The sequence below is a fragment of the Leptospira paudalimensis genome, from assembly GCF_026151345.1.
Classification (GTDB): Bacteria; Spirochaetota; Leptospiria; order Leptospirales; family Leptospiraceae; genus Leptospira_A; species Leptospira_A paudalimensis.
Genome location: NZ_JAMQPR010000001.1, coordinates 359,094 through 385,128 on the forward strand (window position 1 = coordinate 359,094; position 26,035 = coordinate 385,128).

Here is a 26,035-nt window from a genome sequence, read left to right on the forward strand (position 1 = left end):
AAGTTATTGACAAGCTAAGATTGTAGATGAGCCAAAGAATCCAAAAGTTTTTCTTTGGTAAATGGTTTAAAAATATAACCAGAGACGTAAGGAATTTTTGCTGCCCTTTCTGTATCCGCATCGTCAACAGAAGAACTTACCAAATAAATTTGAATCTGTTTTGGGAATTCGGAAAGTAAAGGTTCCATTGCTTCTAAGAATTGCCAACCATCCATAAAAGGCATATTGATATCCAAAAATATAATATCAGGAAGTATTGATGTGTTTTTCGTTTCAGATTGGAAAAAACTAAGTGCGTTCTCTGCATCTGAAAATACCAAAACCTCACCAGAAATGCCAGCATTGGCAATGATCTTCTTTGTTGTGAATTGGTAAATTTTGTCATCATCGATGATACAAATTCTCGGAGTCATGAGTTAGCAGCACTCCCATTCGGAAAATGAAGTAAAAACGTTGCACCTTCCCCAGGTTTCGATTTGACTTCGACTCTTCCGCCCAATGATTCCATCGTATATTTCATTAAAAATAAACCGAGACCTTTCCCACTCATCTGACGATGAAAAGTCTTCTTCAGCTGAAAAATTTGATCCCCATACCGAGATAAATCAACCCCTAATCCATTATCTGAGAAGGAAATTGTTGTTTCGGAACCCATGGAAAAGGATTCTACCCCGATTCGTAGTTCCCGAGACGGATCAGCAAATTGAAGTGAATTGCTGATGAGTTGTAAAAATAACGTTTCTAGGTATTCTTTGGAAACAAAAACCAATTCTTTTTCTGTCACATTCAGTTCGATGTGGACGTTTTTTTTCTGGAATTCTCCTTCCATCAGTTTCTGCACTTTTTGAAAAGTAAGAAGGATGGAGATCCACTCTGGTTGGTAATTTTCCAAACTTTGGATTTTTAAGGTTGTGATGAGTTCGGAAAGTACGGTTTCCAAATTTTCTGTCACTTCTTCCAAATGATTTTGTAATTCCCTTCGTTCTTCTTCTACACCCGTGATCTTTAATAAATCTAATAAACTTCTGAGATTACTGACAGGTGCTCTTAAATGATGGGAGATAATTTGGTTATAAGATTGCAGTTGTTTGTTTTGGATGAGAAGGGAATTTTTAGTGGCTTTTAAATGTTCATTGTTTTCTAAAAGTAGGGTTTCCGTTTTTTTTCTTTCATCAATGTCGATAATTTGTGCCAAATAATAAATTGCCTTTCCTGAATCATCGCGTAACACAGTGACAGTGATGTAGGCCCATACCAAATGACCTAGTTTATGTACATATTGTTTTTCTATGGAATAATGATCGATCATTCCTTTTTGGACAGAATCTCTATACCGTAAATTTTCTTCGAGTTCACCTAAGGAACTGATTTCAGAAAAATGTTTCCCTAACAGTTCAAAGGTTTCATAACCTAAAAATTTCGCAAAGGCTTCATTGACATCATCGATGTAACCATGTGTGCTCGTTAAGACAAGTCCAATGGGGGAATCACGGAATAAGGTTTTGAACTTACGTTCGGACAAAGCTAAGTTTGCATCGGATTCTATTTTTTCTGAAATATCGCGTGAAGATGTGTGTAGGTAATTTTGTCCTGTTATGGAATGAGTGGTCAATCGATTGTCTGATTGTAACCAAATATAAGTTCCATTTTTATGTAAGAAGCGAAAAGTGGGGTGGATGTTTTCTTCACCTCTTAAAAGAGGTTGGTGTGATCTTTCAAAAATTAACCTTCTGTCATCTGGATGAAAAAAATCATAAGGATTTTTTCCAATGAGTTCCTCTGGTTCATATCCGATGATGGATTTAGAATTAGGGCTCACATAAATATAAGTCCCATCAGTTTCGTGTAAACATACCAATTCTCGGCTAATCGAGGTTAATAATTGCAATATTTCAGAATCGGGAAGCGCCACACTCTAATTCAATAAGAGAAGAATCCTGTTGTCTATCCCAAATCAGTTTTTTTTTAGAATGAATAAAAACCCTTGAGATAACATTTTTTTGTACCATCACTCAAGTTTTTCACCTCAAGGAGATGTGGCTAATAAAACTGTTATAGGGATACTCAAATGAAAAATCTATCGTACATCATCTTGGATGGGAATTTAACTTCTGATCCGGAAGAGAAAACAATTGCTGGGGGTAAGTCACTGGCACAATTCACAGTGGCAGTCAATCACTCTCAAAACAACCCAGATGCAAAGGAAAAGGATGATGTTTCCTTTTTTGAAGTGGAAGCTTGGGAAAAGTTGGGTGAAAACTGTGTGGAGTACTTAAAAAAAGGAAGTAAAGTGACGGTGATGGGCAATTTAAAACAAAACCGATGGAAAACTCCAGATGGAGAAAATAAATCAAAAGTGAAAGTCACTGCCTCCACGGTTCGATTCGATAGTATGAAGAAACGAGAAGAAAAAGTAGCTTAACCGGAACACGGGTGTTTGTGACACCAATCACCCGTGTGTTTGAATGTTATGGAGTTGTGATGGTTCTCTTTTTATGTTTTGTATGAGTTGGAGAATCAAAGATAGAATGATTGTCATCTTTTTCCGATTGTGAATTTTCTTTTGACTCATCGGTTCGTTTGTCTTCTTCTATCATGGTTTGTTTTCCCAGTTTGCCAACGGAAAGAATGCGAAAGTACCGTGGTGAAGACACTAAGTTCCATTCTCGAAAGAAAAATTTTGTAAATGTATGTTTGGGTCCATACGTTCCATTGGAAGAATCTATTTTTGATTTAATATTTGTTTTAAATTCTGTCTGCTCTTCTGAAGTTAAGTTTGGAAATTGTGCAATTTCCCCATTGACATAACGATTTCTCAAAATATCTAATTCACGACGATTCCGCGAAGTCACATCATCGAAAAATTTTTGTTTGGCACCAAAACAATTTCCACCATATGATTCACAATTTGGTTCCAAATAAGGTAGAACATACGTTAACTCTAAATAAATGCTGATGTATTCACCTGGAGAAGGAACTTTTCCTTCAAAAATTTCGAGTACTTGGGGTACAGTATCACGATCGGAATATTGTCTTTCAATGGCTTCTCTGGAGATCCTAGTTTCTGGAGTTGTACTATTCACCTTCACTGGTTTTTTAGATTCTCCAACAATCACCTTATTTCGCATCACTTCTGTTTTTGTTTCCAAAATTTCATAGGCTTGGAAGTTAACAGGTTGTTTTGCGATGATTTCACCTTTTTGGTTTAAGACGACTATGTGATGATCTATAATGGTGCCAGCGATGATTTCTTCTATGATGCTGATACCTGCATCTTCAAAAAATAAATCTAATTGGATAAAGGGAATTTTGTTTTCTGAATATTCAACACTCACTCCTGGTTCTTGGGTGAGGGGTTTTTTGGAATTTGATTCCTGGCTTGGATTTGCCTCTTGTTTGGTGATCATTTTGATTCGATTCAAATTGATTTGTTCGGATTGTGTGGGGAAGGTTGGAATCATCACCTGTTGTGGTGTTTGGCACCCCCAAACAAATTGCAAAAGGAATACGACAAAAGGAATTCGTTTCATATATTAGAGTATCGGCAATGGATTGCCCCTAAAATTAGGGGCAATGATGGTCTTAGATGTGTTTTGCACTCATCGGAGGAAGGATTGGTCCACTCACTTGTTGGATTTCTACATACTTTCCATTGATGAGTCTGTATGCTTTTTCTGGTTTGTCTTTTAAAAAGTAAACTGACTCAACTCCTTTTGCAGTAGGAGCATCCATTCTTAAAACTTTACCCCATTCTGTGTAAGTAAGAGTGATGGTTTGTCCATTTTCAGTGTATTCTTTCACTAGTTTTCCATCAAAGTCATACTCTGCCATCGCGATTGGATTACGGTCAGTCCAGAATTCAATTAGGTTGAAAATGAGAACGTCTAGAATTCCACCTACATAATATGCAATTGAAATTGGAAAAAGCATAAGTAAGGAACGAAAGAATCCCGCTACTTTACCAGTTCCAATTTGAATGCTTCCGTTAAACGAATAAATCGCTTTTGTTAGTCCAAATTTTCCAAAACAATTGGAAAGAAGGCCGAATGACAATAACCCTACTAGAGCTGTTTTTAATATTTTTTTCATTTTCTACCTCTATGTTTTTAGCTGAAAACTAGTGTCCAATCATAAGTGAAATGGGAATGTTCTGCAAGTCGAAATGATTGACACTGGTATTTTTTCGATGATTCTGGTCTGAATAGAAGGCGAACCCATTGATCTTTTCTGATTTTGAATACTTTGTCTTCTTTCTTTTTGTCTTTTTTACCGTTTGGTATTTGTTCCCAGCAATCTTTTCGAACCAATCTAAAGAAACTCGCATCTTACATATTTTCCTACTCATCAGTAGTTATTTTTTCTACATGTCTTGGGATTATCGATTTGGTGCACTGATATTATTATCCACCGCCATTGACTTTTATGTGGGTCTCAAACTCGCAAATGAAACGAGAGAAAAAATCAGATATTATTTATTACTCTTTAGTTTGATCACAAACTTAGTCTTTATCCTAGGTTTTTTTAAATATTATAATTTTGTTGTGACTTCAATGAATTCGGTCACCAATGTATTGTTTGGTGGCGATATGTTACCTGTTTTAAAAATCATTTTGCCAGCAGGAATTTCCTTTTTTACATTCCAATCATTGTCTTATACAATTGATGTATACCGCAAAGAAATTCCAGCGGAAACTGATTTTATTCGGTTTGCATTATTTGTGAGTTTTTTCCCACAACTTGTTGCAGGTCCAATTGTTACAGCAAGGACCTTTATGCCCCAGTTGTATAGCCCTAAAAAATTAGAAGACATTGAGTTTCGAGTTGCGATTCGTTTTTTTATGTTAGGTTATTTTAAAAAGGCAGTACTTTCTGATATGGTTGCTCCAACTATTGATGCCATTTATGCAAATCCAGCAGGTCATCATGCTTATGCCTTGCTCATTGCGGCAGCTCTTGGTGGAATCCAAGTGTATTTGGATTTTAGCGGGTATTCGGATATGGCCATCGGCAGTGCCATGTTACTCGGGTACAAATTGCCTACCAATTTTAATTTACCATTTCTCGCCACATCTGTATCCGGCTTTTGGCGAAGGTGGCATATGACCCTCAATTCTTGGTTACGAGATTATATTTATATCCCTATGGGTGGAAGCCGTGTAACTTCCGTACGTCGTAAGTTTAATTTATGGTTTACCATGTTTGTGAGTGGGGTTTGGCATGGTGCCCAGTGGACCTTTGTGTTCTGGGGATCTCTCAATGGATTTTTTTATGTTTTGGAAGAGATTTGGAAAGAGTGGTTTCCTGACAAAAAAGAATCAACTTCTGGCCAATTTTCGTCACTGCTTCAAATTCCTATCTGGCTGTTTCAAAATGTACTCAATAATTCCATTTTCTTCTTAGGTGCAGTTTTTTTTCGTTCGCTTACTTGGGAAAATGCTTGGATCCATTTAAAAGGGATTTTCCTTTTCCAAGATGGAAATTTACGCCCCTATATGTGGAAGGATTTCCTTTGGATCATTGGTTTTCTGACGATTGGACATGCTATCGGTTATTTTCTCTTCGAAAAGGGGAAAGGGAAAAAAATCCCTGCCAGTTTTGAATTTGCGATGTATCCAATTCTGTTTCTTGTCTTAAATTTAGCTACACCCGAAAACTCGGTTCCTTTCATTTACTTTCAGTTCTAATTTGCTTTTTTCGTTTCCAATTCTAGGATTCCATGTATTTTGTTGCTATGGAAAGTGAGCGAAGGCTTCCCAGAATTTCCCCAGGTGATTTTTCCGAATTTGAAGTCCATTTGGATCTCGAAGGGATCACTTTATTTGGAAAATTAGGAAACATTTCCGAAGAGGGACTTTGTTTTTTGGGAGAAGACGATTTACTTGGTGATGAAATTGAATCACTAGTACTCGGAAGTATTGTTTGGTCAAAAGGCACAAAACGGTTGTTTTTTGAAGGTACCGTCATGTGGACTCAAACTTCCAAAATCAAAAACGTCATTTATCATATCGCTGGAATTCAATTTTTAGAAAAAATCAATTTAACTGACTCGATGCTCGCAAGAAGTTTGGAGATAAAATGAAAATATTGTTACTCGGTGGAACAGGTCTTGTCGGTAAACAAGTGTTATTGTCACTTCTCTTTTATCCTCAGATTAAAAAAGTAATCGTTTGGGCTCGTCATTTTGAAAACTCATCCAAACCAAATCTTCCCATTGAAGTGATAAAAGTCACTTGGGAAGATTTCCAATCAGGTAAAGTGAGTGTTCCAGATGGAATTGATGCCGTGTTTTGTTGTTTGGGTACAACCATAGGTAAGGCTGGGAGTCAGGAGAAATTTAGAGAAATTGATTATGACTATCCACTCCTTGCAGCAAAACAAGCGAAGGAAAAAAATGTCCCAGGTTTTTATATCATTACAGCGATGGGCTCTGATGCTCACTCTTCCATTTTTTACAACCGAGTGAAAGGAGAATTGGAAAAGGAATTGATGGCACTTTCATTTCCCTTTTTAGGAATCTTTAGGCCTTCCCTTCTCATTGGAGAACGAGAAGAACTCCGGATTGGGGAAAAAATTGGAGAGGTACTTGGTCACATCATTCCATTTGGATTATTTGGCTTAAAAAAATACAAACCCATCCAAGCAGAATATGTTGCCAAATCTATGATTTATTCCTTGTTAAATGACAAACCTACAAATCCATCCAAACCGATGGTAAAAATTTATGAAAACGATATTCTGTGGGAGATCGGTAAGGACCATTCTTTTTGATTCCAGATAATAAACAAAAACCCTATTCCAAAACCAAATACATCATCTTAAGTTTTGTAGTTCACTTCATAGTAAGAGTTTGGTATTTATTTGTACGAAACCAAAAATTGATCATCCCTCAGGAATCAACAAATGTCATCGAACAGGGAAGGGATTACATCATCGCGGTGTTTCATGAAACAACACTTTCACTATACAGGCATGCAACGCAGTACTTAAAACGAAAGAAAAAAGCAGACATGGTGGCACTTGTATCCCAATCCAAAGATGGTGAAATCATCCACCAAACATTTGCCAGGTCTGGCCTTCGTTCGGTACGAGGTTCCTCTACTAGGGGTGGGACGGGTGCATTTCGTAATATCCTAAAAGAAATGAAACAAGGCGCAGTTCCCATTTTCACCGTGGATGGACCCAAGGGCCCAAGAAGGGAAGTAAAACCAGGTGTGATTGTGACTGCCTCTCTCACTGGATTTCCAATTTTGTATCTACATTCCTGTTATGACCGTGCTTATGTATTTCGGAGTTGGGACCGCCATTTTTTCCCAAAATTTGGGGCCAGGCTCTTCATCCAATATGGAAAACCCTTCCTTGTTCCGAAGGGTCTTACGGAAAGCCAAATCGATGAATATGCTAAAAAATTAGAAACAGAAATGCAGGCGAACGCGGAGTCACTGGAATCCTACGTGCGTGGACTCTTTCCTGACAATTCTATTGACGTACCACCTAAAAACGAAACTTTAACCAAGTAAGGTAAAAAAAATGTCCTCTCTTAAAAACTATATCTTCACTTCCGAGTCCGTATCTGAAGGACACCCGGACAAAGTCTGTGACCAAATTTCTGATGCCATTCTAGATGCGTATTTAGCCCAAGATCCAAAGTCCCGTGTTGCTTGTGAAACCCTTGTTACGACAAATCTTGTCGTTATTGCTGGCGAAATCACGAGTAAGGGAAAAGTAGACACACAAGAAATTGCACGCGATGTGATTCGCAAAATTGGATACAACGACATCAATATGTACTTTGATGCTGATTTTGCTGTGGTTGCTTCCCACGTGCATGCACAATCTCCAGACATTGCCCAAGGGGTAAACGAAGGAGAAGGTCTTCACACGGAACAAGGTGCTGGTGACCAAGGATTGATGTTTGGATTTGCAATTGCAGAAACTCCAGAGTTAATGCCAGCTCCTCTTTATTACTCACACAAACTCCTAGAACATCTATCCGAACTTCGCCATACGAACAAAATTGAATGGTTACGACCTGATGCAAAATCACAAGTTACGATTCAATACGAAGATGGAAAACCAAAACGTGTTGATACAGTTGTAATTTCCACACAACACAAACCAGGTGTGACTCATAAACAAATTGAAGAAGCGGTTATCGAAGAGTGTATCAAAAAAATGATTCCAAAGGAATTGTTAACTAACACTCGTTACTTCATTAACCCTACTGGAAAATTTGAGATTGGTGGTCCTCATGGTGATACTGGTCTAACAGGACGTAAAATCATCGTTGATACTTACGGTGGAATGGGTCGCCATGGTGGTGGTGCATTCTCTGGAAAAGATCCATCAAAAGTTGACCGTTCTGCAGCTTATATGGGTCGTTACATTGCGAAAAACGTTGTTGCAGCTGGCCTTGCCCACAAATGTGAAGTTCAATTAGCATACGCAATTGGTGTCGCACAACCTGTATCAGTTCTTGTGGATACTTTTGGAACAGGAACTATTTCTGATGAAGAAATTGCAAAACGAGTACTAGCAAACTTCAAACTCACTCCAAAAGGAATTGTAGAAAGTTTGGATCTCCTTGGAAAAGGAAGAAAATACCAAGAAACTGCTGCTTACGGCCATTTTGGTAGAACTGGAAGCACATTTACTTGGGAAAAAACTGACAAAGCAGAAGCGTTAAAAAAAGGATAATCATGGGAGCACCTAGCCAATCAACCGCGGACAAAAAAGCAACAAGAGATGCATACGGCGAAGCCTTAGTTGAGTTAGGTGCATCAAGACAAGATGTAGTCGTTTTAGATGCGGACCTATCTGGTTCCACTAAAACTGCTGACTTCAAAAAGAAGTATCCTGAAAGATTTTTTAACGTCGGTGTCGCGGAACAAAACTTAGTTGGTCATGCGGCAGGTTTAGCTCTTTCTGGATTTGTTCCATTTGCTTCAAGTTTTGCTATGTTTTTATCGGGTCGTGCCTGGGAAGTCGTAAGGAATAGTGTCGTTTATCCAAAGTTAAACGTAAAGCTTGTAGCTTCTCACGGTGGTATCACTGTTGGAGAAGATGGTGCTTCTCATCAATGTATTGAAGATTTTGCCATTATGCGTGTCATTCCAGAAATGACTGTCATTTGTCCTTCAGACTTTAATGAAACCAAACAAGTGATTCATGCAATTGCTGATTACAAAGGACCTGTTTATGTAAGAGTGGGAAGACCTGCCATTCCAGTCATCGAACGTGAAAACTACAAATTCCAAATTGGAAAAGCTGAAGTGATGTCGGAAGGTAAGGATGTTTGTATCATTGCTAACGGAGTGATGGTAAACGAAGCCATGACCGCAGTGGGACTCCTCAAAGAAAAAGGAATCCATGCAACTCTCCTTAATATGGCAACAATCAAACCTTTAGACAAAGAGACCATCATTGCAAAAGCAAAAGAATGCGGTACGGTAGTAACATGTGAAGAACACAATGTCATTGGCGGACTTGGTTCTGCTGTATCTGAACTTTTATCAGAAGAATACCCTGTTCCCGTCATCAAAGTGGGAATGAAGGATAGTTTTGGAAAATCAGGTACTTGGAGTGGGCTTCTTGATTATTTTGGCCTTCGAGCCAAAGATGTAGTTTCCCACGCGGAACTTGCCATTTCCAAAAAGAAAAAATAAGGGAAAAGCTTCGGTCATGACCGGTTCCGGAGCATCCCAACCTTCTATTTTAGAAGAAACCGAAATCAAACCAACCAAAAATGACGGCCCATGGAAGGTCGTTTTGTGGGATGACGACCACCACACCTATGAGTATGTCATCGAGATGCTCATGGATGTTTGTCAAATGACTTGGGAAAAAGCCTTCCAACATGCAGTGGAGGTGGATACCCGTAAAAAAACCATCGTCTTTTCTGGAGAACTAGAACACGCAGAGTTTGTTCATGAGCGGATTTTGGAGTATGGTCCTGACCCTCGTATGAGTTCCTCCAAAGGGTCTATGACCGCAACTTTAGAACAATAAAATAATGATCGTCATTTTGGTTCCATGAACTCAATTTAGAAAGAAATCTACTTTTTTGATCAATTTCGAATGAATGAATCATATACAAAAATGAAACGAATCATAGATGATATGAAGTTGAAACTGATCGAATTGTTCGCCAGTTTATTTCATAATTTTAAAGAAGATTTTACTACTTCAGGTACAACCACAAAGTACCATAATTTCATATTATTTTTTTCTAATTTACTATTATCGTTTGTGATCCTCATTTTGAGAAAACCGGATTCAATTTTAAATGCTCAGTTATGGGCTGAAGATGGACAAATCTTTCTCCGAGATGAATGGGTTACCGGATTCCCTGATACTATCTTTTTTCTGTATGCGGGATACATCCACTTAGTACCTAGATTCATTGCATTTTTTGCGAATTTGTTTCCCTATGCATTGATACCTTTGGTGTTTAACCTCTCTGCAATTTTGATTTCAGCGATTTCTGTTTCTATTTTTTCTCTCACAAAGTTTCGTTATATCTTGAGAAGTGATTTTTTAAGAACAATTGTGATTGTTTTACTTTGTTGTTCACCAGTTGGAATTGAATCATTTAACAATATCACCAATGTGCATTTTTTCCTATCTTTAGGGGTTTTTCTTTTGGCTATCATTGGTGGTGAACTAAATGGATTCAGTTATCTATTGATCACAGTATATGTATTGTTGGGGATTTTTTCTGCTCCATTGGCTATCTGTTATGCTCCTCTATTTTTAATTCGTCCATTCCTTTGCAAATTTGATCGAAAACGTTGGGTATATCTAGTTTTGTTTGTGATTGGATTGGGATACGGAATTTTGATGTTTTATTTGGGTTCCAGGGATTCAGTGGTTGGCATTGATTGGAACTATTTCTTAAACCTAATCCATATCGAAAAATTAATTCGATTGATTGTCGCAACATACTTCATGAACACGAATTCAGTAGAATTCATAACATATCATAAGTATTTCTGGATACTCGAACTAGTTTTACTCTACTTTTATTGCAAAAAATTCAAAATGCAAGGTGTTCAAACTTCGATTTTGTTGGGCAGTTTTTTGATAACCGTTTTGATTCCAGTGTTACTTCGGGGTGGTTTGTCATTAAACGCAGAGCAGGCCACTTATACGACACTCGTAAATGGGGCAAAGGAATCATTTTATTTTCTAAATGTCATTAATCTGATGATCAATCGGTATGGTTTAGTGCCATATTTTATGTTCTGTATTTTGACCTTTGTATTGTTATTCGAAAAAAATAAAATTCAGACAACTGTTCATTTACCAATTCTCGTGGTTGTTGTATTCCTTTTTGTAATTCGAAATTCAATTTTCATCAAACCATACGAAGATTTAAAGTGGGATCAGTATGCGGATATGGTTAAAAACAAAACTGATGTTTCGATCCCAGTGAATCCAATATGGTTTCCCAAAATTGAAATCAAAAAAGAATCATGGAAATAGGACTAAAAAACTTTTAAGTTTTACATCTTTCTTTCTAATGCGTAGTTGCGCTCAGGAACCAAAAGAGACGAAACAGATTCATTTGTATCGATTTTAATATTCGTAGTCGGATTGTAAGTATCTAACATAGTTTCACCGTCTACGATGAATTGGTAGTGGTACTCACCAGGGAGTAATTTTTTCTCTAATGTAAAAACCCCTTTACGATCTTTTTTCAAAAAATCATGTTCAGGGTTCCAATCATTAAAATTTCCTACTACCCGAACCACTTCTGCATTTGGTAAATAAATTTGAAATTTGACTGTACGTAAGTCACGTTCTTCGTTTGCGGAATCTTCCAATACCATCGTTTTTGTTTGGCGATCTGTGTCTTTAGAATCCAAAACAAAACGTGAATAATAAGACCCAGATCCATCTTCCACCTTATCGAAGTTTTCTGGATCGTAGGTGAGCAGGCCATTCACTCGAAATTTATACTCATAAACAGGGTCTTCTTCATAACTGTCTTTGATTTGGTTTGGTTCGATGACTGTGTAATAAATTCCATATTGGTTTCGTTTCATTTCAGCACATTCCCAATTGTTAAAACTACCGCAGATTTCCACAGATTCATCTCTAAGGCCATTATAAGTGAAAAGAATCCCTCGGTGGAGAAGGTTCCCACTCGAAACATAGGATTCGACATCAAGATAACGAATGTAACGTGGTGCGATGTTTTTCTTCAGACTTTCCAATTGCCATAGGTAATAAACAGTGTCTTGGTCTTCGGTTTCATCTGACATTTCGAGTTCTCCGGAAGAAAAACTTCCGATCCAATCCATGCCATCGTCGGCAAAAATTCCAATACCTGTCAAAAAGAGTAAAATGAGGGCAATTCGGATGAATTTGGATTTCAACATAATGCAGTTGTCTCTTGTGTCCTTTGTCTTTATTTTCGGCAGGATTGAAAAAAGAGCGTGAAAGGTTTTTTGATTGAAGAATCATCTGACATAATAAAAAAAATATTCTGTCATTTTAAGAAGGGGCCGATAATTCATTAGGAATAGACCTTCGCATGGCTGAGCCGATAGACAAATTGAGTCCGGAAGAAATTACACAAATCGAGACGATGTTTTCGGCTCTCAATAAGAACCCTATGTCTTCGGAAGAGCTCAACCCGATGGCAAAGGTCTTACGTGAGAAACTAGGGTATACAAATCCCTTTTCTGGCAACGAAGAGCCAGAACCTACTGACGAAGAATCAAATGATGCTCTGCCAGACGATTTTGGTGGGGATGATACGAGCTCAGGTGACAACTCAGACCCTTTTTCTGGCCTCGATGATGATGACGATTTTGGTCCGCCCAAACTGTCCAGTTCCCAACCTGAAGAAGACGATGGGATCGATTTAGATGAATTATTAGGCGAAGATAGTCCTAAACCCCAAGAAACAACTCCTCCTACTACTGATTTTGATGATTTAGGCATGGATTCTCCCTCAGATGAGTTGTCTGGGAATGAGGATCCATTTTCAACACCTGCCGGTGACGAAGCCGATCCATTTGCAAACCTCGATTCTCCGAGTGACTCCGGGGCAGGTGCCGATGATCCTTTTGCCAATTTAGATGCGATTGATGAAGCACCCATTGAAGATACAAAAGCGCCTGAAATTGGGGATGATCCCTTTGCCAATTTAGGGGGCGACGACGATTCAATTCCAAAAACAACCGACGAAGACCTGTTTGCTGGCTTTGATTCTGGTTCTGATGAACCAAAAGGTACAAGTGATGATTTTGATTTTGGATCTGGTGGCGAAACTCCTTCGGGAGATGATCCATTTGCTGATATGGGATCCACTCCATCCGATTCAGATGCGGGTGCTGGTTTTGGTGATGATCCTTTTAGTAGTTTAGATTCTCCTTCCACTGATGCTCCTACAGGTGATGATCCGTTTGGAGATTTGTCAACACCTGCTACATCCAGCGAACCTTCATTTGGTGATGATCCATTTGCCGATATGGGATCCACTCCTGCCGCAACTGACGCGGGAACAAGTTTTGAAGATGATCCTTTTGGAAGTATGGATACTCCATCCACGTCTGCAAGAGAATCAGAACCTGCAGATATTGGTGGTGGATTTGATGATCCATTCGGTGACTTGGGTGTGGGGATGGAACCACCAAGTCTTGATGATGATTTAGCTGCTCCTTCATTTGATGACCTAGCACCTTCCATTGATGATATGCCAGTTTCCGCCATGGACGACTTTGGTGGAAATGATGAAGGTCCTGGTGGATTTGAAGAAGACCTCATGTCTCTTGGCAAAGAGGAAGAACCTGAAGAATCTCTTGAATCCAGTTTAACGGATGAAGAACTTGCCGTCATTCAATCTGAGTTACTTCGTTATCCTCCAAAATTAAGACGAACCGTTATTGATGCGATTGTTAACCAACGTATCCCTGTTCGGAACCAAAAAGAAATCATTGAGCTCATCAAAGCCCAACAAAAACCGGAAGACATTGCTAGTTTCTTAAGTGGCCTACTAGGTGAACGTGTAGAACTCAGTGATTCGAGTGGAAAATTTGCGGCAGATGGAGTTCCCATCATTGCCAGTAAAGATGCATATACTAAAGAAGGTGCAGCTCGCAAACGTGAGTTAATCAGAAGGACAATTTTATCTTCTGCAGCAGCTATCTTTTTAGTATTTGGAATTATTACTTTATGGAAGTATGTAATCGTTCCTTACCGTGCGAAAGCGCAGTATGCACTTGGACTTGAAAAAATAGAAGAATACAGTTATGAAACTGATGCTCTAGAAAAGAAAAAATTACTCGCTGATGCTGAGAATTATTTTATCAAAGGGGAAGAGATTTTCCCACATAACTTAGAGTTTTTGAATAAATATTGTACTGCTTATACCAAAGCAGGTTTGTATGAAAGAGCGTTTGAAAAATGTTTTGGGAAGGTAGAACCAGATTTTGGTTATGAACCAGAAGACAAGGAACACAAACGTGCTTGGGAAAATCGTAAAGAAGTTCCAAACATCAGTTTTGCGAAAAAAACGGAATGGAATGACGCAGGTGTCGAAACTGCTGGTAGAAGACCTCTCCCTGAACTTGCATTTTATTTAACCTCTCAAGATAAAGTACCAAGAAAGGTATTAAAGGCCGGTGCTTACATTGCATCACGCCTCAAATACAATGTGCATGATATTGATACTTATATTGCACTAGGAACCTTTCATTCCTTTCACAGAAAAGACTTTATCGAAGTTCCACCTGGAAGTAATCGCAAAAAATATAAAAATGATCAACTTGCAATCGAATACTTCAAACGAGTGTTCACCGATGGTGGAGATCCTGATAATGTTGATGCCATTGCTGGTATTGCAAAAATTTTCTATAACAAACAAGAGTTTGGAACAGCTGTTAAATACTATAACGATATCATTGAAAAGTATCCAAAAAATCCAATTGGACACGGTGGAATTTTATCTACATATATTGAAATGTGGAAACGTGATAAAAATCCACAATATGTTTTAAACCACCATAGACAAGTTCGTAATGCTCTAAACATTGAAGACGAACTTTCACTTTTTGTTTTGGCAAAACTTGCTTCCTTTTATATTGATTTAGATTCTGAAGAAGTAAGAATCAAATACAACATCAATCCTGAAGACCAAGTCACAGGCATGGAGATTGATGATAACGTAGAATACCTGCTAAACATTGCTTATGGCAAAGATGGTGGTTCAAAATTTGCGGAAGGTTATTACCAAAGAGCACGTTTTTATTTCAAAAAAGAAGAAGCGGCTCGTGCTCTAAAACAATTAGAACTAGCATCAACTTATGATATTAGACATTATTTAGCAGTTTTACTGATGGCTGAATATTATATCCAAACAGAAGATTATGATGAAGCTGTTAAACTTTTAAAAGAAGCCGATGATCGATACCAAAACTATCGTGATCGATTAGGAGAAAGGGACGAAGATGAAACCTTACTTGAAGGAAGTCCTGGAAGGATTTCGTTTAACTTAGGTAAAATTCAATTTTTGGAAGCAGCTGGGATAAACGTAACAGACAATATACGAGAGTTCCCTGGCAAAAAAATCTATCCAGAACGAAGTATTGGAACTCTTTCCTATGAAGAAAAAGAGAGACGAAATGGTCTTTTTATGGCACGTGAATCATTTCTCGCAGCTCTTGACCGTGATATTTCCAAAGATCCAAAGATTGTTAGAGAATGTTATTATTATTTAGGTTGGATTGATTATAACCATGGTGACTTTGCACAAAGTTTAGATTTTTGGGCAGAACTCCCTGAAGAAGATATATACAATAACCCAACCTTACTCTTTGGGAAAGGAAATGCATTTTATTATACAAGACAATACAATGCAGCACTTGGCAACTATCTGAAGTTAAAGGATGATTTTGAGCTGAAGGAACAAAGCCTTGGTCGAATTGACACTGAAAACTCTGATCATAGAGAAGTGTATGAGACTTTAACGGCACTTTACAATAATATAGGTGCAGTGTATGAGAAAAAACAAGATACCATCAATGCACTCAAATACTATTGGAAAGCAATGGAAACAGCGCGTAAAATTGGTTCCGTAAGTGAAATTGCCAACTCAAATAAGGATTTGGTTTTTGCTAGAGCCAAACTAGATAGAGAACCATTGTTAGAAGACTGGTTAGCTCCTACACTGGATCGATTGGCTCAGATTAAAAAATAAACTTTATTGTTTGCGAAAACGTTCGCGAATTCCAAGTAATAGAAAGTAAAACGTTTCCCACATACGTCGGATTCGGTATGGTCTTGCGATAATTCTCCATAACCAGATTAGACCACGTTCTTTGAACCATTCAGGGGCTTTTTTGTCAGCACCAGATAACATATCTAAGGCGCCACCTACACCAATCACAACAGCTTTACCAAAATAACCTGTGTTGTTTTCGATCCAAATTTCTTGTTCAGGGAAGTCCATGGCAAGGAATATAATATCAGGTCCTGTTTTACGAATGGCTTCCTTCACTCGCATTTCACGTTGGCGATCTAAATGGCCTGCGTGCCTACCAACAATACGAACTTTCGGAAAGTGCCTTGTGAGATTAAAATAAATACGTTCTACGATTTCATCTTTTGCGCCAAAGATAAACGCGGTAAATTCTTTGAGTTCTGCAAGTCGGATGAGATCCATCATCACTGCAATTGGTGTGACTCTTTCTTTTAATCGTCCTTTTGTCATCCAACCAATGCCAGCACCTTCAACTAAGATGGTACCCGCTTTTTCGGCGATACGGTGGAGCGATTTTTTAGGACGCATCCTCATGAGTTTGATCGGATCTAAGAATAAAACATGGTGCATGCCTTCTTTTTTCTCAAGCACGCGGAAAAGTTTCGCAATCGCTTCATCTGTTGTGACATTGTCTATTGGAATTCCTAAAACATTCAATGTTTCTAACTTGGAAACATCGATATTTTGGTATTCTAGTAGTATATCTCTCTCGTCTTTTGAGGAATTGTGAACGATTTCGCTCAATTGCTTCATGTAGCCGGGTTTTCCTTTCCTATCTAAAGCATTATGTCCAGTACCCTCTCTTGTCGCCTCTAAATTTTTAAAAACTTTCGTTTTTTCACTTGGATTGGAACCGAAAGAACGAGAAAAAGTATCAAAATGTTTCGTAGCAATCGTATTCTCTATTTAGTCCTCTTTCTTCTCTCAAGCGCAAGTTATGCGGAAAAAATTTCCATCTTTGGAACCATTCAAAATGGTACCACAAGAGGATTCGGAAAGGCTGATTCCATTCGGATGATGGCTTTACAAGGGGCAATGGTTCCACTCGGAGAAATTGGCCCACAGTCTGGAAAATTTCGATTCCCAGAAATGGATTTACCGGAAGGCGCACCCATCCTTTTACAAGTCCAATACCAAGGCGCAAATTATAATAAAATGATTCCGCCAACAACTAAGTTTCGTACTTCTCCTCAAGAAATAACCGTATATGATTCAGGGGCAGACCGAAAACAAGTGGCTATTAAAAGCTTAATGCAAGTTATGCGAGAAAAAAAGGGACTACGTATTTTTAAATTGTTCCTCATCGATAATGTCAGTAATCCACCAAAATCATATGATCCAAAGTCAGGTGCATTGGAATATTCGGTTGCGAAAGAAGCAACGGAGATTATGGCACAACTCCAACAACCAGGTAGTAAAATGGCGATTCCACTGGGTGTACCCGATGGTCCAAATGGCGGACGAATTTTGGACCGGGCTGTTTTACCTGGAAGTTCCGAATTACAAGTTTCTTATTTGATCCCAAACTCTGAAGATTCATTCAGCGAACGAATGTTAATTGAATCAGAAAACGGTAAATACCCTATCTTTGTGAAACCACAAGATATGGTAGTGGAAACAGGTGAAAAAACACCTGTGGTGAAATTAGATAAAGATGTTCCAAAAGGTCTCAGTGCTTATGTATTAAATGCACTCGAATTTGGTGCAAAGGTTGAATTTCGTTTTGTTGGAGGAAAGGCACTTCCAACAATGGCAAATTCTCCTAACCCAGAAATTTGGAATGGATCTATCCTAACGAGTTGGGATTTATCTACCTTTGCGATCATTGGATTCTTAGGACTTTTATTTACACTGTCTTTTATTTTTGTCTATCGCAAACAATCAGAAAGGAAAACCAATTTATGAACCAAAAAAAATCAAAACAAGAAACCACCTATCTTCGGTTTTTTGGTCTTGCAGAACTTGTGAACCATGGCCCAAGAGGGATTTTAGCCTTCTGGATGATTTTAGGCATGGCCTTCTTTCTGTTTGGCGATCAAAACTTAATTGCTCCCAATATGAAAAACATTGGAGCTTCCTTAGGGATTACAGATCCAAATGAAGTGGATTGGAAATTTGGTGGGATCATTCCTGTTTTGTTTTTTATCTTGGGTGGACTCGTGTCACTGTCAATGGGGTATCTTTCCCAAGCATTTTCACGAAAAAATTTACTGATCGCAACAGTTTTGTTAGGTGAAATTCCTTGTTTATTGACTGCCTATGCACAGAACTTCGATCAGTTTTTGATTTTAAGGACCTTATGTGGATTTGGACTCGGTGGAATTTTCCCATTACTTTTTAGTTTGATTGGAGATTATTTCTCTAGCCAATCTCGTGCCATTGCTACTGGCTATGTGTCTTTGGCTATGGGTCTTGGTGTTGGAGTAGGGCAGCTGTTAGGTGGAATTTTGGGTGGAGCTGATCCCATCAATGGATGGAGAACATCTTTTATTTACATGTCTGCACCTTCCTTTTTCTTCGTCGCTGTTTATTTATTTTTCTGTAAAGAACCTAAACGAGGTGGAGCAGAAGAAGTGGGAGCCGATGAACTTTCTCATAAAATCACGCTGAAAGACTTTAAGTTACTTTTCGAAAACAAAACCAATCTTGGTGCTTTTTTACAAGGACTTCCTGGCTGTATTCCTTGGGGTGTATTTTTTGTTTATTTAGCAGATTATTATGAACACACATATCACCTAACAAAAGAAGTTTCCGCTGGTATGATTACGTTTGCTGCGATTGGAATTTTTATTGGAACTTTTTTTGGTGGAGTGCTTGGACAATTTTTGTACAATATCAAAAAAACATACCAACCATTATTATGTATGGGAACTACATTCTTTGGAGTATTTCCTGCTATTCTTTTGCTTTACTCGTTTGATATTGTTCCTCATATGGGTCTCTTTATTGGTCTCAATGTATTAACAGGAATTATGATCTCTGTCACTGGCCCAAATGTTAGAGCTGTATTACTCAACGTAAATGAACCAAAATCGAGAAGTGCAATCTTTTCTATCTACAACCTAACGGATGATTTAGGAAAAGGTCTCGGACCTGTAATGTCAGCTGTGATTCTTGGGCTCACACCTGATAGGGGACTTGCTCTTTCCATCTCAATTTTATTTTGGATTCCATGTGCCTTAGCTTGGTTTTTAGTTTTATTCAATTATGAAAAAGATGAAAAAATAATGCATTTGTTAATGAAACAGAATGTTTCCTAATATGGATTCATTCATAAATTGAAAACAAATAGATACAATGCAAATCAAACATAACTTACTTGATATCGAAGGGACAACGGCACCAATTGCCTTTGTACATGAGATTCTGTTTCCTTATGCAAAAAAACACATCCATTCATTTTTAAAGACCTATCAGTTTTCAGAAGAGAAATGGAAGGAAATTCTCGCAGAATACGAGAAAGATTTATCTGCAAACGATCCATTGTTCGTACAAAAACTCTCAATGGACCCATCTCGTTCGCAAAATTTTCCAAATGAAAACACAAAGCAACTTTCGAAAGATCTAGTCCCTTCCTATTTTGAATATCTCATTGAGAAAGATCGTAAATTTGGTCCTTTAAAAGAAGTACAAGGAAAAATTTGGAAAGAGGGATATGAGTCTGGAGAAATCAAAAGTACAGTCTATGAGGATGTTCCCAAATTTTTAAAACAATCCATCCAAGAAGGAAAACAAAACCATGTGTATTCTTCTGGATCTGTGGAAGCGCAAGTTTTAATTTACCAATATTCGGTGTTAGGTGATATGCGTGAGTGTTTTACTTCTTATTTTGATACAGCTGTAGGTGGAAAACGGGAAAAAGAAAGTTATTTAAGAATTGCCAAGACACTTTCTGCGTTACCCAGTGAAATACGTTTTTTTACAGACATTGTGGAAGAAGCGGATGCGGCAAGTGAAGCAGGGATGCAAGTGGTCATTTTGAATCGACCAGGAAATTTGCCTCAAAAACCACATTCGTTTCCCATTTGGGATCATTTTTAAGTGAAATACCAGATCCCAAACGAATACACAAAAATCAAAGTTGAGAAAATCAACTTCCAAAAAAAATGGGCTCGTACTAAATTCATAAATACATAGGATATCAAAAGGAATTTGAGTGCACTCATCAGTATCAAATTCCAATTACCTGGTACAAACGATCCCATCCCGTAAAACGACAGATATACGATTGTGAGTAAAATCATATAAGTAATTACAATGCGTAACATAAAACCTTCTTTCTTATTGGATCAAATACAATGCTGGGTATAGGATAAGCCAGATCAAATCACACATATGCCAAAAAATTCCTCCCGCTTCCAAATTCACAAGGGTGATGGTTTTGCGGTTGAGAAGAACAATTGATAAGATGATGATTCCTACGGCCACATGTAAGTAATGAAAACCTGTGAGTAACCAGTAGTAACTAAAAAATACACTTGTATCTAAGGTATAACCAAAAGTCCATTTGTCGTAAAACTCGAGACTTTTGAGGAATAAAAAAGCAAATCCGAAGAAAATTGCACCTAACATTCCATAGAAAAATTGAATCTCTTTTTTGTTTTCTTTTGCATAAACGCTTATGGCTAATAAAAATCCACTCGTTAACAGGAAAATTGTATTCCAGAAAGCAAATTCTCTGTGCAAAAGTTTTTGCATGGTTTGGAAACCATCTGGATTTTGAGTTTTGTCATATACTAAGGATCCAATCCCCATACAGAAGGTGATTACTTCCACAAATACGATGAGCCAAATGAGAATTCCTCCAGGAGGGTACCAAATTGAATCATTTTCCTCGGTAGTTGTTTCGTTCATGCATTCTCCTTACGTACTATAGAAATTTAAAATAATCGAATATTCAACTAAAATCACATGTAAAATGGATCCGAAAGGTTCCAAAATTGGGGAAAACGTTCAAATTGTCCGGTTTGCGCCACAATTTAACCATTTTAACTATTTAAATGATTCTAATTCTTATTCAAAATGAATTCCATTCGGTATCTTGCATATGTTAACACAGGATTTTTATTTAGAACTTGATTAGAATCAAGGCAATTTGTACAATCTGCACTTACATTTGTAAAATGGAAAAAAGGAGGTAAGGATGCTTTCAAAATCGCAAGCAAGAGCATTCTTTCTGGGTGGAACTTTTTTGTTCGGTGCTATCTTTGTGTTCCTCACAATCGATACCTTGCGACAAAACGATACCCGTACCAATGCGCAAAACTTAACAGAAGATGTGCTAAAAGGGAAAGAGATTTGGGAAAAAAACAATTGTATGGGTTGCCATACCTTACTTGGAGAGGGAGCATATTATGCCCCTGATTTGACTAAAGTGGTCGAGAGAAGGGGAGTTAGTTGGATCGATGTATTCTTAGATGATCCACAAGCAATGTTCCCTGGTGAACGTAAGATGGTGAAATACAATTTTACCAAAGAAGAAAAGGGACAAGTCATCGCATTCCTAGATTGGGTTGGTAAAATTGATGCCAATGGTTGGCCACCAAAACCAAATATCCCAGTTGGTTCAATTTCCACTGCCGTACCTCCACAAACAACTGCCAATGTTGTGAAAGTTTCTCAACCAGAAAAGTTTTCTCAATTATGTGTCGCCTGTCACGCAGTAGGTGGCAAGGGAGGAAATGTTGGACCTGCACTTGATCATGTAGGATCAAAGTTTGATGTCGATTATCTCAACCGATGGTTGATAGATCCACAAGTGATCAAACCGGGAACAAATATGCCAAAGTTGCCGTTAAGTGATACAGAAAGAAAAGATATAGTGACTTATCTTTCTGCATTAAAATAAGGAGAAACAATGAGATTCCAATCACAAAAGGTCGCATATTGGTTTTTTGCAACTTGTATGTTACTCTTATCTTTACAAATCGTTTATGGTTTTATCATGGGTTTTGCTCGTATTGGTTTTGATGGATTACATGATTATATTCCATTTAACACAGCACGTGCGACACATACAAATTTATTAGTTGTTTGGTTATTAACAGGATTTATGGGTGCTGCTTATTACATCATCCCTGAAGAATCTGATCGAGAATTGTACAGTGTCAAACTCGCATACATCCAACTGATTTCTTGGGTTATTGTGGGTGTTGTTGCCATCATTGGATTCCACTTTAATTGGTGGGAAGGTAGAAAGTTTTTAGAGATTCCAAGGCCACTTGATTACCTTGTCGTTGTCAACGTTTTAACCTTTTTATTCAATATTGCTATGACCATTTGGGAGGCCAAAAAAAGGAGTACAACACAACTTGTATTATTCTTTGGTCTGTTATGTGCTGCCTTACTGTATCTCCCAGGTATGATTTATTTCGATAACCAAACCTTGGATTCTTACTTTCGATGGTGGGTTGTTCACCTTTGGGTAGAGGGAGTTTGGGAACTCATCATGGGTGGTATCCTGGCTTTTTTACTCATCAAACTTACAGGTGTGGACAGGGAAGTCATTGAAAAATGGTTGTATGTTGTTGTTGGTCTCACGTTTCTTTCTGGAATTTTAGGAACAGGGCACCACTACTACTGGATCGGTACTCCTAAGTATTGGCTTATGGTCGGTGGAATTTTTTCTGCCTTAGAACCACTTGCGTTCCTCGGAATGGCAATCTGGGCTCTCAATATGTATCGCAAAAAAGGAAAAGACCATCCAAACAAAATTGCACTCTATTGGACACTTGGAAGTGCGATGATGTCTTTCATTGGTGCTGGTTTTCTAGGTTTTGCACACACTTGGCCATCGGTTAACCAATGGACACATGGAACTCTCATCACAGCTATGCACGGTCACCTTGCATTCTGGGGAGCCTACGCCATGTTAGTGTTAGCTGTCATTTCGTATGCAATGCCAAACATGACAGGTCGTAAACTTTTCACCGGTATGTCTGGATATCTAGCATTCTGGGCATCCAATATTGGAATGGTTGGTATGACTGGAGCGTTGGCAGTGGCAGGGATCACTCAGGTGTATCTGGAACGTAAATTGGGAATGGACTTTCTTGTGGTTCAAAAAGAAATCGTGTTCCATTTTATCGGAATGCTACTTGCAGCTACATTATTTACAATTGGAATCACATATTTCATAGTTGATTTCATTCGACATGGTCTTCCTTCCAATGAAGCGGTTGGTAAAAATGTAGGTGATATAGATTAACTTATGTTAACAACAAAAATTCCCTATTACGAACCAACAGGTAAGGAAGTAGAGATTTTTCAAATGGCGGCTGAGAATACTCTGCCGCTTTTGTTAAAAGGACCTACTGGTTCTGGAAAATCTCGATTTTTGGAATTTATGGCACACCAAATGGGTCGTAAACTCATTACAATTTTATGTAATGATGAAACGTCTGCTGTTGATTTGGTAGGACGATTTATCGTCAAAGGTGCAGACACTGTTTGGATGGATGGTCCTCTTACCACAGGTGTCAAAGAAGGTGCCATTGTGTATTTGGATGAAATTGCAGAAGCAAGACCAGATACTCTTGTGACCATTCACTCTTTAACAGACCATAGACGGACATTATTCATTGAAAGAAAAAACGAAGAAATCATTGCACATCCAAACTTTTTGTTAGTCGCATCATATAACCCTGGTTATCAGAAAGGGTTTAAAGATCTAAAACCTTCCACCAAACAACGTTTTCTCAGTATGGATTTTCCATATCCAAAACCATCTGTGGAAGAAAAGATCATTATTGGAGAAACAGGAATTTCTGATTCCATTGCCAAAAAATTAGTGCAATTTGCAAATTTAGTCAGGAAAAAACCGGAGTTGGGGCTTGCAGAAACAGTATCCACACGTTTGCTAGTATCATGTGCCAAACTGATGGGGAAAAGCCTACCATCTCGCCTCGCGGGTCGAACTGCTATCATACTACCTTTAACAGATGATGAAGATACTGTGACGGCTTTACAAGATAGTTTTGATTTAATCTTTTAGGAATTCATTTTGGAATGGGATCAGTTTGTATTCTACCAAGGTCATAAACTTTGGAAAAAACTTAAAACAAAACTTACACCTCCATCTGCATACTATCCATATCGTATGGAGTCGGAAGAAACGAGAATTGTTCGTTACCTTCAAACTTTGCGAAAAGAAACCACCTCCATTGTGTATGGTGGTGAGGCCATTTCCCTTGGAGAAAATTTCCTTAAATTTCCAGAAACAATCTATTGGTATTTAACAGAAAGGGAAACTAAAATACAAATACGGATACTACTTGCCTATTTGTCGTATTTAAAAGAAGAACATACCAACAAAACCAGTTTGGGTAAGGAAACATTTTATCAATTGTTTCGTTCTTTTCTGAAACGATATCCTGGTGCATATTTAGATTGGAAAGAAATTCGAAAGGATCGATTGATGTTTAGAAATAAGGATCCAAAACAATACCAAAATATTGTTTCCTGTTTTTATCATGCAAACACTTCACTTTCCAATTCGAAAATGAACTTTCCTGTAGGTAAAGATTTTATTTCGGATAAACAGAAACAAAAAATGGAGTCGAAAGAATCCAAACAAAAGTTAGATCCAAGTGAAGCAGAATTACTGGAAGTAGATGAGAAAAAAATTGAAGAGTATACACTTGGTCACAATTTTGAAAAAATTGAAACTGTAGAAGAGTTTGATGGACAGTGGCGAGACATTGATGGCGAAGAAGATATGGAGGAAGAGGAGGCTCTTGAGGAACTAAACCTCAAACATATCATACGTACTGAAGATCCGGTTCATACCACAAGGACAAGTGAATCTGGTGCAGGGACCTTACTGGAAATATTGGAAGATACTAGCAATGAAAAACCATTTTTATATCCAGAATGGGATTATAAATTAAAGCAATATAAACCTAATTATTGTTCTGTGGTTGAGGAATTTCCAAAAACATTGGATTCTTCTTATGCAATTGGAGTATTGGAAAAACAACACCGCACCCTATTATTATTAAAGAAAAAAATGACTGCTTTACTCAACCAAACTCGAATTAAAAAACGATTGGTTGCGGGTGCTGACATAGACTTAGATGCACTTGTTGATCGATATGCAGATTTAAAAGCTAAGAAGAGCCCATCGGAAGCAATCTATATGAATCCTATTCGAGATGTATCCGATATAGGATTATACTTTTTAATGGATTTAAGTTTATCTACCGATTCTTGGATTCACGATAAACGAATTTTGGATGTGGAAAGAGAAAGTTTATTACTGTTTTCTGAGTGTTTGGAAGAATTAAAAATTCCATTTGGCATTGCTGGTTTTTACTCTCGAACGAGAAATCACAATCAATTCATTCACTTAAAACAAATGAACGAATCTTGGATGGTAGTCAGAGATCGTTTAGGCCCTTTGTCTCCCATCGGATACACTCGGGTGGGTCCATCACTTCGTCACACAAATTCTCTATTAAAGGATTCTGGTTACAAGCAAAAATGGATCATCTTAATCACTGATGCAAGACCAAATGATTATGATCAGTATGAAGGTAAGTATGGAATTGAGGATGTGAATAAAGCTGTGGGTGAATGTTTGTTAAACGGCGTACAAGTTTATACTTTGGCAATAGGAACAGAGGAAAAACCAACGATCCCTGCGATGATGCGAAATGCGAGTTATCAAATGTTGTTTCATCCAGAAAGGCTCCTCGATTCCTTACAGGAATTTTTTAGAAGAGCCATTAAGAGTTAAGTATGAATGGGAAAGAGAAATAAATTTAAATC

At 37.9% G+C, this 26,035-nt stretch carries 25 protein-coding genes; 17 read left to right on the forward strand and 8 right to left on the reverse strand.

What is annotated here, in order from left to right; translation table 11 throughout:
- Positions 1–14 precede the first annotated feature (14 nt).
- The gene (locus ND855_RS01715) at positions 15–413 is read right to left on the reverse strand and encodes a response regulator (protein WP_265356907.1); all 399 of its coding nucleotides are present in this window, start codon (positions 411–413) and stop codon (positions 15–17) included.
- On the reverse strand, positions 410–1,912 hold the full coding sequence (locus ND855_RS01720; protein ID WP_407658692.1) for a PAS domain S-box protein: 1,503 nt from the start codon (positions 1,910–1,912) through the stop codon (positions 410–412). Before ND855_RS01720 ends, ND855_RS01715 begins: the two co-directional genes overlap by 4 nt.
- A gap of 156 nt (positions 1,913–2,068) precedes the next feature.
- On the opposite strand from ND855_RS01720, the gene ND855_RS01725 reads away from it, so the two are divergent.
- Complete coding sequence (locus ND855_RS01725) at positions 2,069–2,422, forward strand: single-stranded DNA-binding protein (protein ID WP_265356909.1); 354 nt, start codon at positions 2,069–2,071, stop codon at positions 2,420–2,422.
- A gap of 46 nt (positions 2,423–2,468) precedes the next feature.
- Here the strand turns inward: ND855_RS01725 and ND855_RS01730 are convergent, their stop codons facing one another.
- On the reverse strand, positions 2,469–3,530 hold the full coding sequence (locus ND855_RS01730) for a hypothetical protein (RefSeq protein ID WP_265356910.1): 1,062 nt from the start codon (positions 3,528–3,530) through the stop codon (positions 2,469–2,471).
- A 52-nt stretch (positions 3,531–3,582) separates the two neighbouring features.
- Entirely contained in the window at positions 3,583–4,089 is a 507-nt protein-coding gene (locus ND855_RS01735; protein WP_265356911.1) for a DUF3332 family protein, read from the reverse strand.
- Positions 4,090–4,217: 128 nt separating this feature from the next.
- Between ND855_RS01735 and ND855_RS01740 the strand changes: the two genes are divergently transcribed.
- The 8 genes from ND855_RS01740 to ND855_RS01775 all read left to right on the forward strand — a co-directional run bounded on the left by ND855_RS01740 (position 4,218) and on the right by ND855_RS01775 (position 11,481).
- Positions 4,218–5,684 (forward strand): MBOAT family O-acyltransferase, encoded by a 1,467-nt coding sequence (locus ND855_RS01740; protein ID WP_265356912.1) that lies wholly within the window; start codon positions 4,218–4,220, stop codon positions 5,682–5,684.
- A gap of 32 nt (positions 5,685–5,716) precedes the next feature.
- Positions 5,717–6,079, forward strand: coding sequence for a PilZ domain-containing protein (locus tag ND855_RS01745; RefSeq protein WP_265356913.1), 363 nt, complete (start codon positions 5,717–5,719; stop codon positions 6,077–6,079).
- Positions 6,076–6,768: a Rossmann-fold NAD(P)-binding domain-containing protein gene (locus ND855_RS01750; RefSeq protein WP_265356914.1), complete on the forward strand. Its 693-nt coding sequence runs from the start codon at positions 6,076–6,078 to the stop codon at positions 6,766–6,768. The genes ND855_RS01745 and ND855_RS01750 overlap by 4 nt, the downstream gene beginning before the upstream one ends.
- Entirely contained in the window at positions 6,765–7,517 is a 753-nt protein-coding gene (locus ND855_RS01755) for a lysophospholipid acyltransferase family protein (RefSeq protein ID WP_265356915.1), read from the forward strand. Before ND855_RS01750 ends, ND855_RS01755 begins: the two co-directional genes overlap by 4 nt.
- A gap of 10 nt (positions 7,518–7,527) precedes the next feature.
- Entirely contained in the window at positions 7,528–8,694 is a 1,167-nt protein-coding gene (gene metK / locus ND855_RS01760; protein WP_265356916.1) for a methionine adenosyltransferase, read from the forward strand.
- Positions 8,695–8,696: 2 nt separating this feature from the next.
- The gene (locus ND855_RS01765; RefSeq protein ID WP_265356917.1) at positions 8,697–9,662 is read left to right on the forward strand and encodes a transketolase family protein; all 966 of its coding nucleotides are present in this window, start codon (positions 8,697–8,699) and stop codon (positions 9,660–9,662) included.
- 16 nt (positions 9,663–9,678) lie between these two features.
- A complete protein-coding gene (locus ND855_RS01770) occupies positions 9,679–10,005 on the forward strand; it encodes an ATP-dependent Clp protease adaptor ClpS (RefSeq protein ID WP_108961024.1) in 327 nt (108 codons plus the stop codon).
- A 90-nt stretch (positions 10,006–10,095) separates the two neighbouring features.
- Positions 10,096–11,481 carry a hypothetical protein gene (locus ND855_RS01775; RefSeq protein ID WP_265356918.1) on the forward strand — a complete coding sequence of 462 codons (1,386 nt, stop codon included), beginning with the start codon at positions 10,096–10,098 and terminating at the stop codon, positions 11,479–11,481.
- Between the two features lie 20 nt (positions 11,482–11,501).
- Here the strand turns inward: ND855_RS01775 and ND855_RS01780 are convergent, their stop codons facing one another.
- Entirely contained in the window at positions 11,502–12,380 is an 879-nt protein-coding gene (locus ND855_RS01780; protein WP_100727374.1) for a glycogen-binding domain-containing protein, read from the reverse strand.
- Positions 12,381–12,535: 155 nt separating this feature from the next.
- On the opposite strand from ND855_RS01780, the gene ND855_RS01785 reads away from it, so the two are divergent.
- The gene (locus tag ND855_RS01785; protein WP_265356919.1) at positions 12,536–16,204 is read left to right on the forward strand and encodes a hypothetical protein; all 3,669 of its coding nucleotides are present in this window, start codon (positions 12,536–12,538) and stop codon (positions 16,202–16,204) included.
- A gap of 3 nt (positions 16,205–16,207) precedes the next feature.
- Here ND855_RS01785 and ND855_RS01790 read toward each other — a convergent pair whose 3' ends face one another.
- The gene (locus tag ND855_RS01790) at positions 16,208–17,020 is read right to left on the reverse strand and encodes a WecB/TagA/CpsF family glycosyltransferase (protein WP_108960765.1); all 813 of its coding nucleotides are present in this window, start codon (positions 17,018–17,020) and stop codon (positions 16,208–16,210) included.
- A 126-nt stretch (positions 17,021–17,146) separates the two neighbouring features.
- On the opposite strand from ND855_RS01790, the gene ND855_RS01795 reads away from it, so the two are divergent.
- Genes ND855_RS01795 through mtnC form a run of 3 tightly spaced genes read left to right on the forward strand, consistent with a single transcriptional unit; the run spans position 17,147 to position 20,308 of the window.
- Positions 17,147–18,172, forward strand: a complete 1,026-nt coding sequence (locus tag ND855_RS01795) for a hypothetical protein (protein WP_265356920.1) — start codon at positions 17,147–17,149, stop codon at positions 18,170–18,172.
- On the forward strand, positions 18,169–19,527 hold the full coding sequence (locus ND855_RS01800) for an MFS transporter (protein WP_265356921.1): 1,359 nt from the start codon (positions 18,169–18,171) through the stop codon (positions 19,525–19,527). The genes ND855_RS01795 and ND855_RS01800 overlap by 4 nt, the downstream gene beginning before the upstream one ends.
- A 37-nt stretch (positions 19,528–19,564) precedes the next feature.
- Positions 19,565–20,308, forward strand: a complete 744-nt coding sequence (mtnC, locus tag ND855_RS01805; RefSeq protein ID WP_265356922.1) for an acireductone synthase — start codon at positions 19,565–19,567, stop codon at positions 20,306–20,308.
- Here mtnC and ND855_RS01810 read toward each other — a convergent pair.
- Together ND855_RS01810 and ND855_RS01815 are read right to left on the reverse strand one after the other, a co-directional pair.
- Positions 20,305–20,535 (reverse strand): prokaryotic cytochrome C oxidase subunit IV, encoded by a 231-nt coding sequence (locus tag ND855_RS01810; protein ID WP_265356923.1) that lies wholly within the window; start codon positions 20,533–20,535, stop codon positions 20,305–20,307. The two genes, mtnC and ND855_RS01810, sit on opposite strands and share 4 nt — an antisense overlap.
- A 13-nt stretch (positions 20,536–20,548) precedes the next feature.
- Positions 20,549–21,121 (reverse strand): cytochrome c oxidase subunit 3, encoded by a 573-nt coding sequence (locus ND855_RS01815; RefSeq protein ID WP_265356924.1) that lies wholly within the window; start codon positions 21,119–21,121, stop codon positions 20,549–20,551.
- A 289-nt stretch (positions 21,122–21,410) separates the two neighbouring features.
- Between ND855_RS01815 and ND855_RS01820 the strand changes: the two genes are divergently transcribed.
- Genes ND855_RS01820 through ND855_RS01835 form a run of 4 tightly spaced genes read left to right on the forward strand, consistent with a single transcriptional unit; the run spans position 21,411 to position 26,003 of the window.
- Positions 21,411–22,115, forward strand: a complete 705-nt coding sequence (locus tag ND855_RS01820) for a c-type cytochrome (RefSeq protein ID WP_265356925.1) — start codon at positions 21,411–21,413, stop codon at positions 22,113–22,115.
- Between the two features lie 9 nt (positions 22,116–22,124).
- Complete coding sequence (locus tag ND855_RS01825; RefSeq protein WP_265356926.1) at positions 22,125–23,474, forward strand: cbb3-type cytochrome c oxidase subunit I; 1,350 nt, start codon at positions 22,125–22,127, stop codon at positions 23,472–23,474.
- A gap of 3 nt (positions 23,475–23,477) precedes the next feature.
- Positions 23,478–24,260 (forward strand): CbbQ/NirQ/NorQ/GpvN family protein, encoded by a 783-nt coding sequence (locus ND855_RS01830; RefSeq protein WP_265356927.1) that lies wholly within the window; start codon positions 23,478–23,480, stop codon positions 24,258–24,260.
- Between the two features lie 9 nt (positions 24,261–24,269).
- Positions 24,270–26,003, forward strand: a complete 1,734-nt coding sequence (locus ND855_RS01835) for a nitric oxide reductase activation protein NorD (protein ID WP_265356928.1) — start codon at positions 24,270–24,272, stop codon at positions 26,001–26,003.
- Positions 26,004–26,035 lie beyond the last annotated feature (32 nt).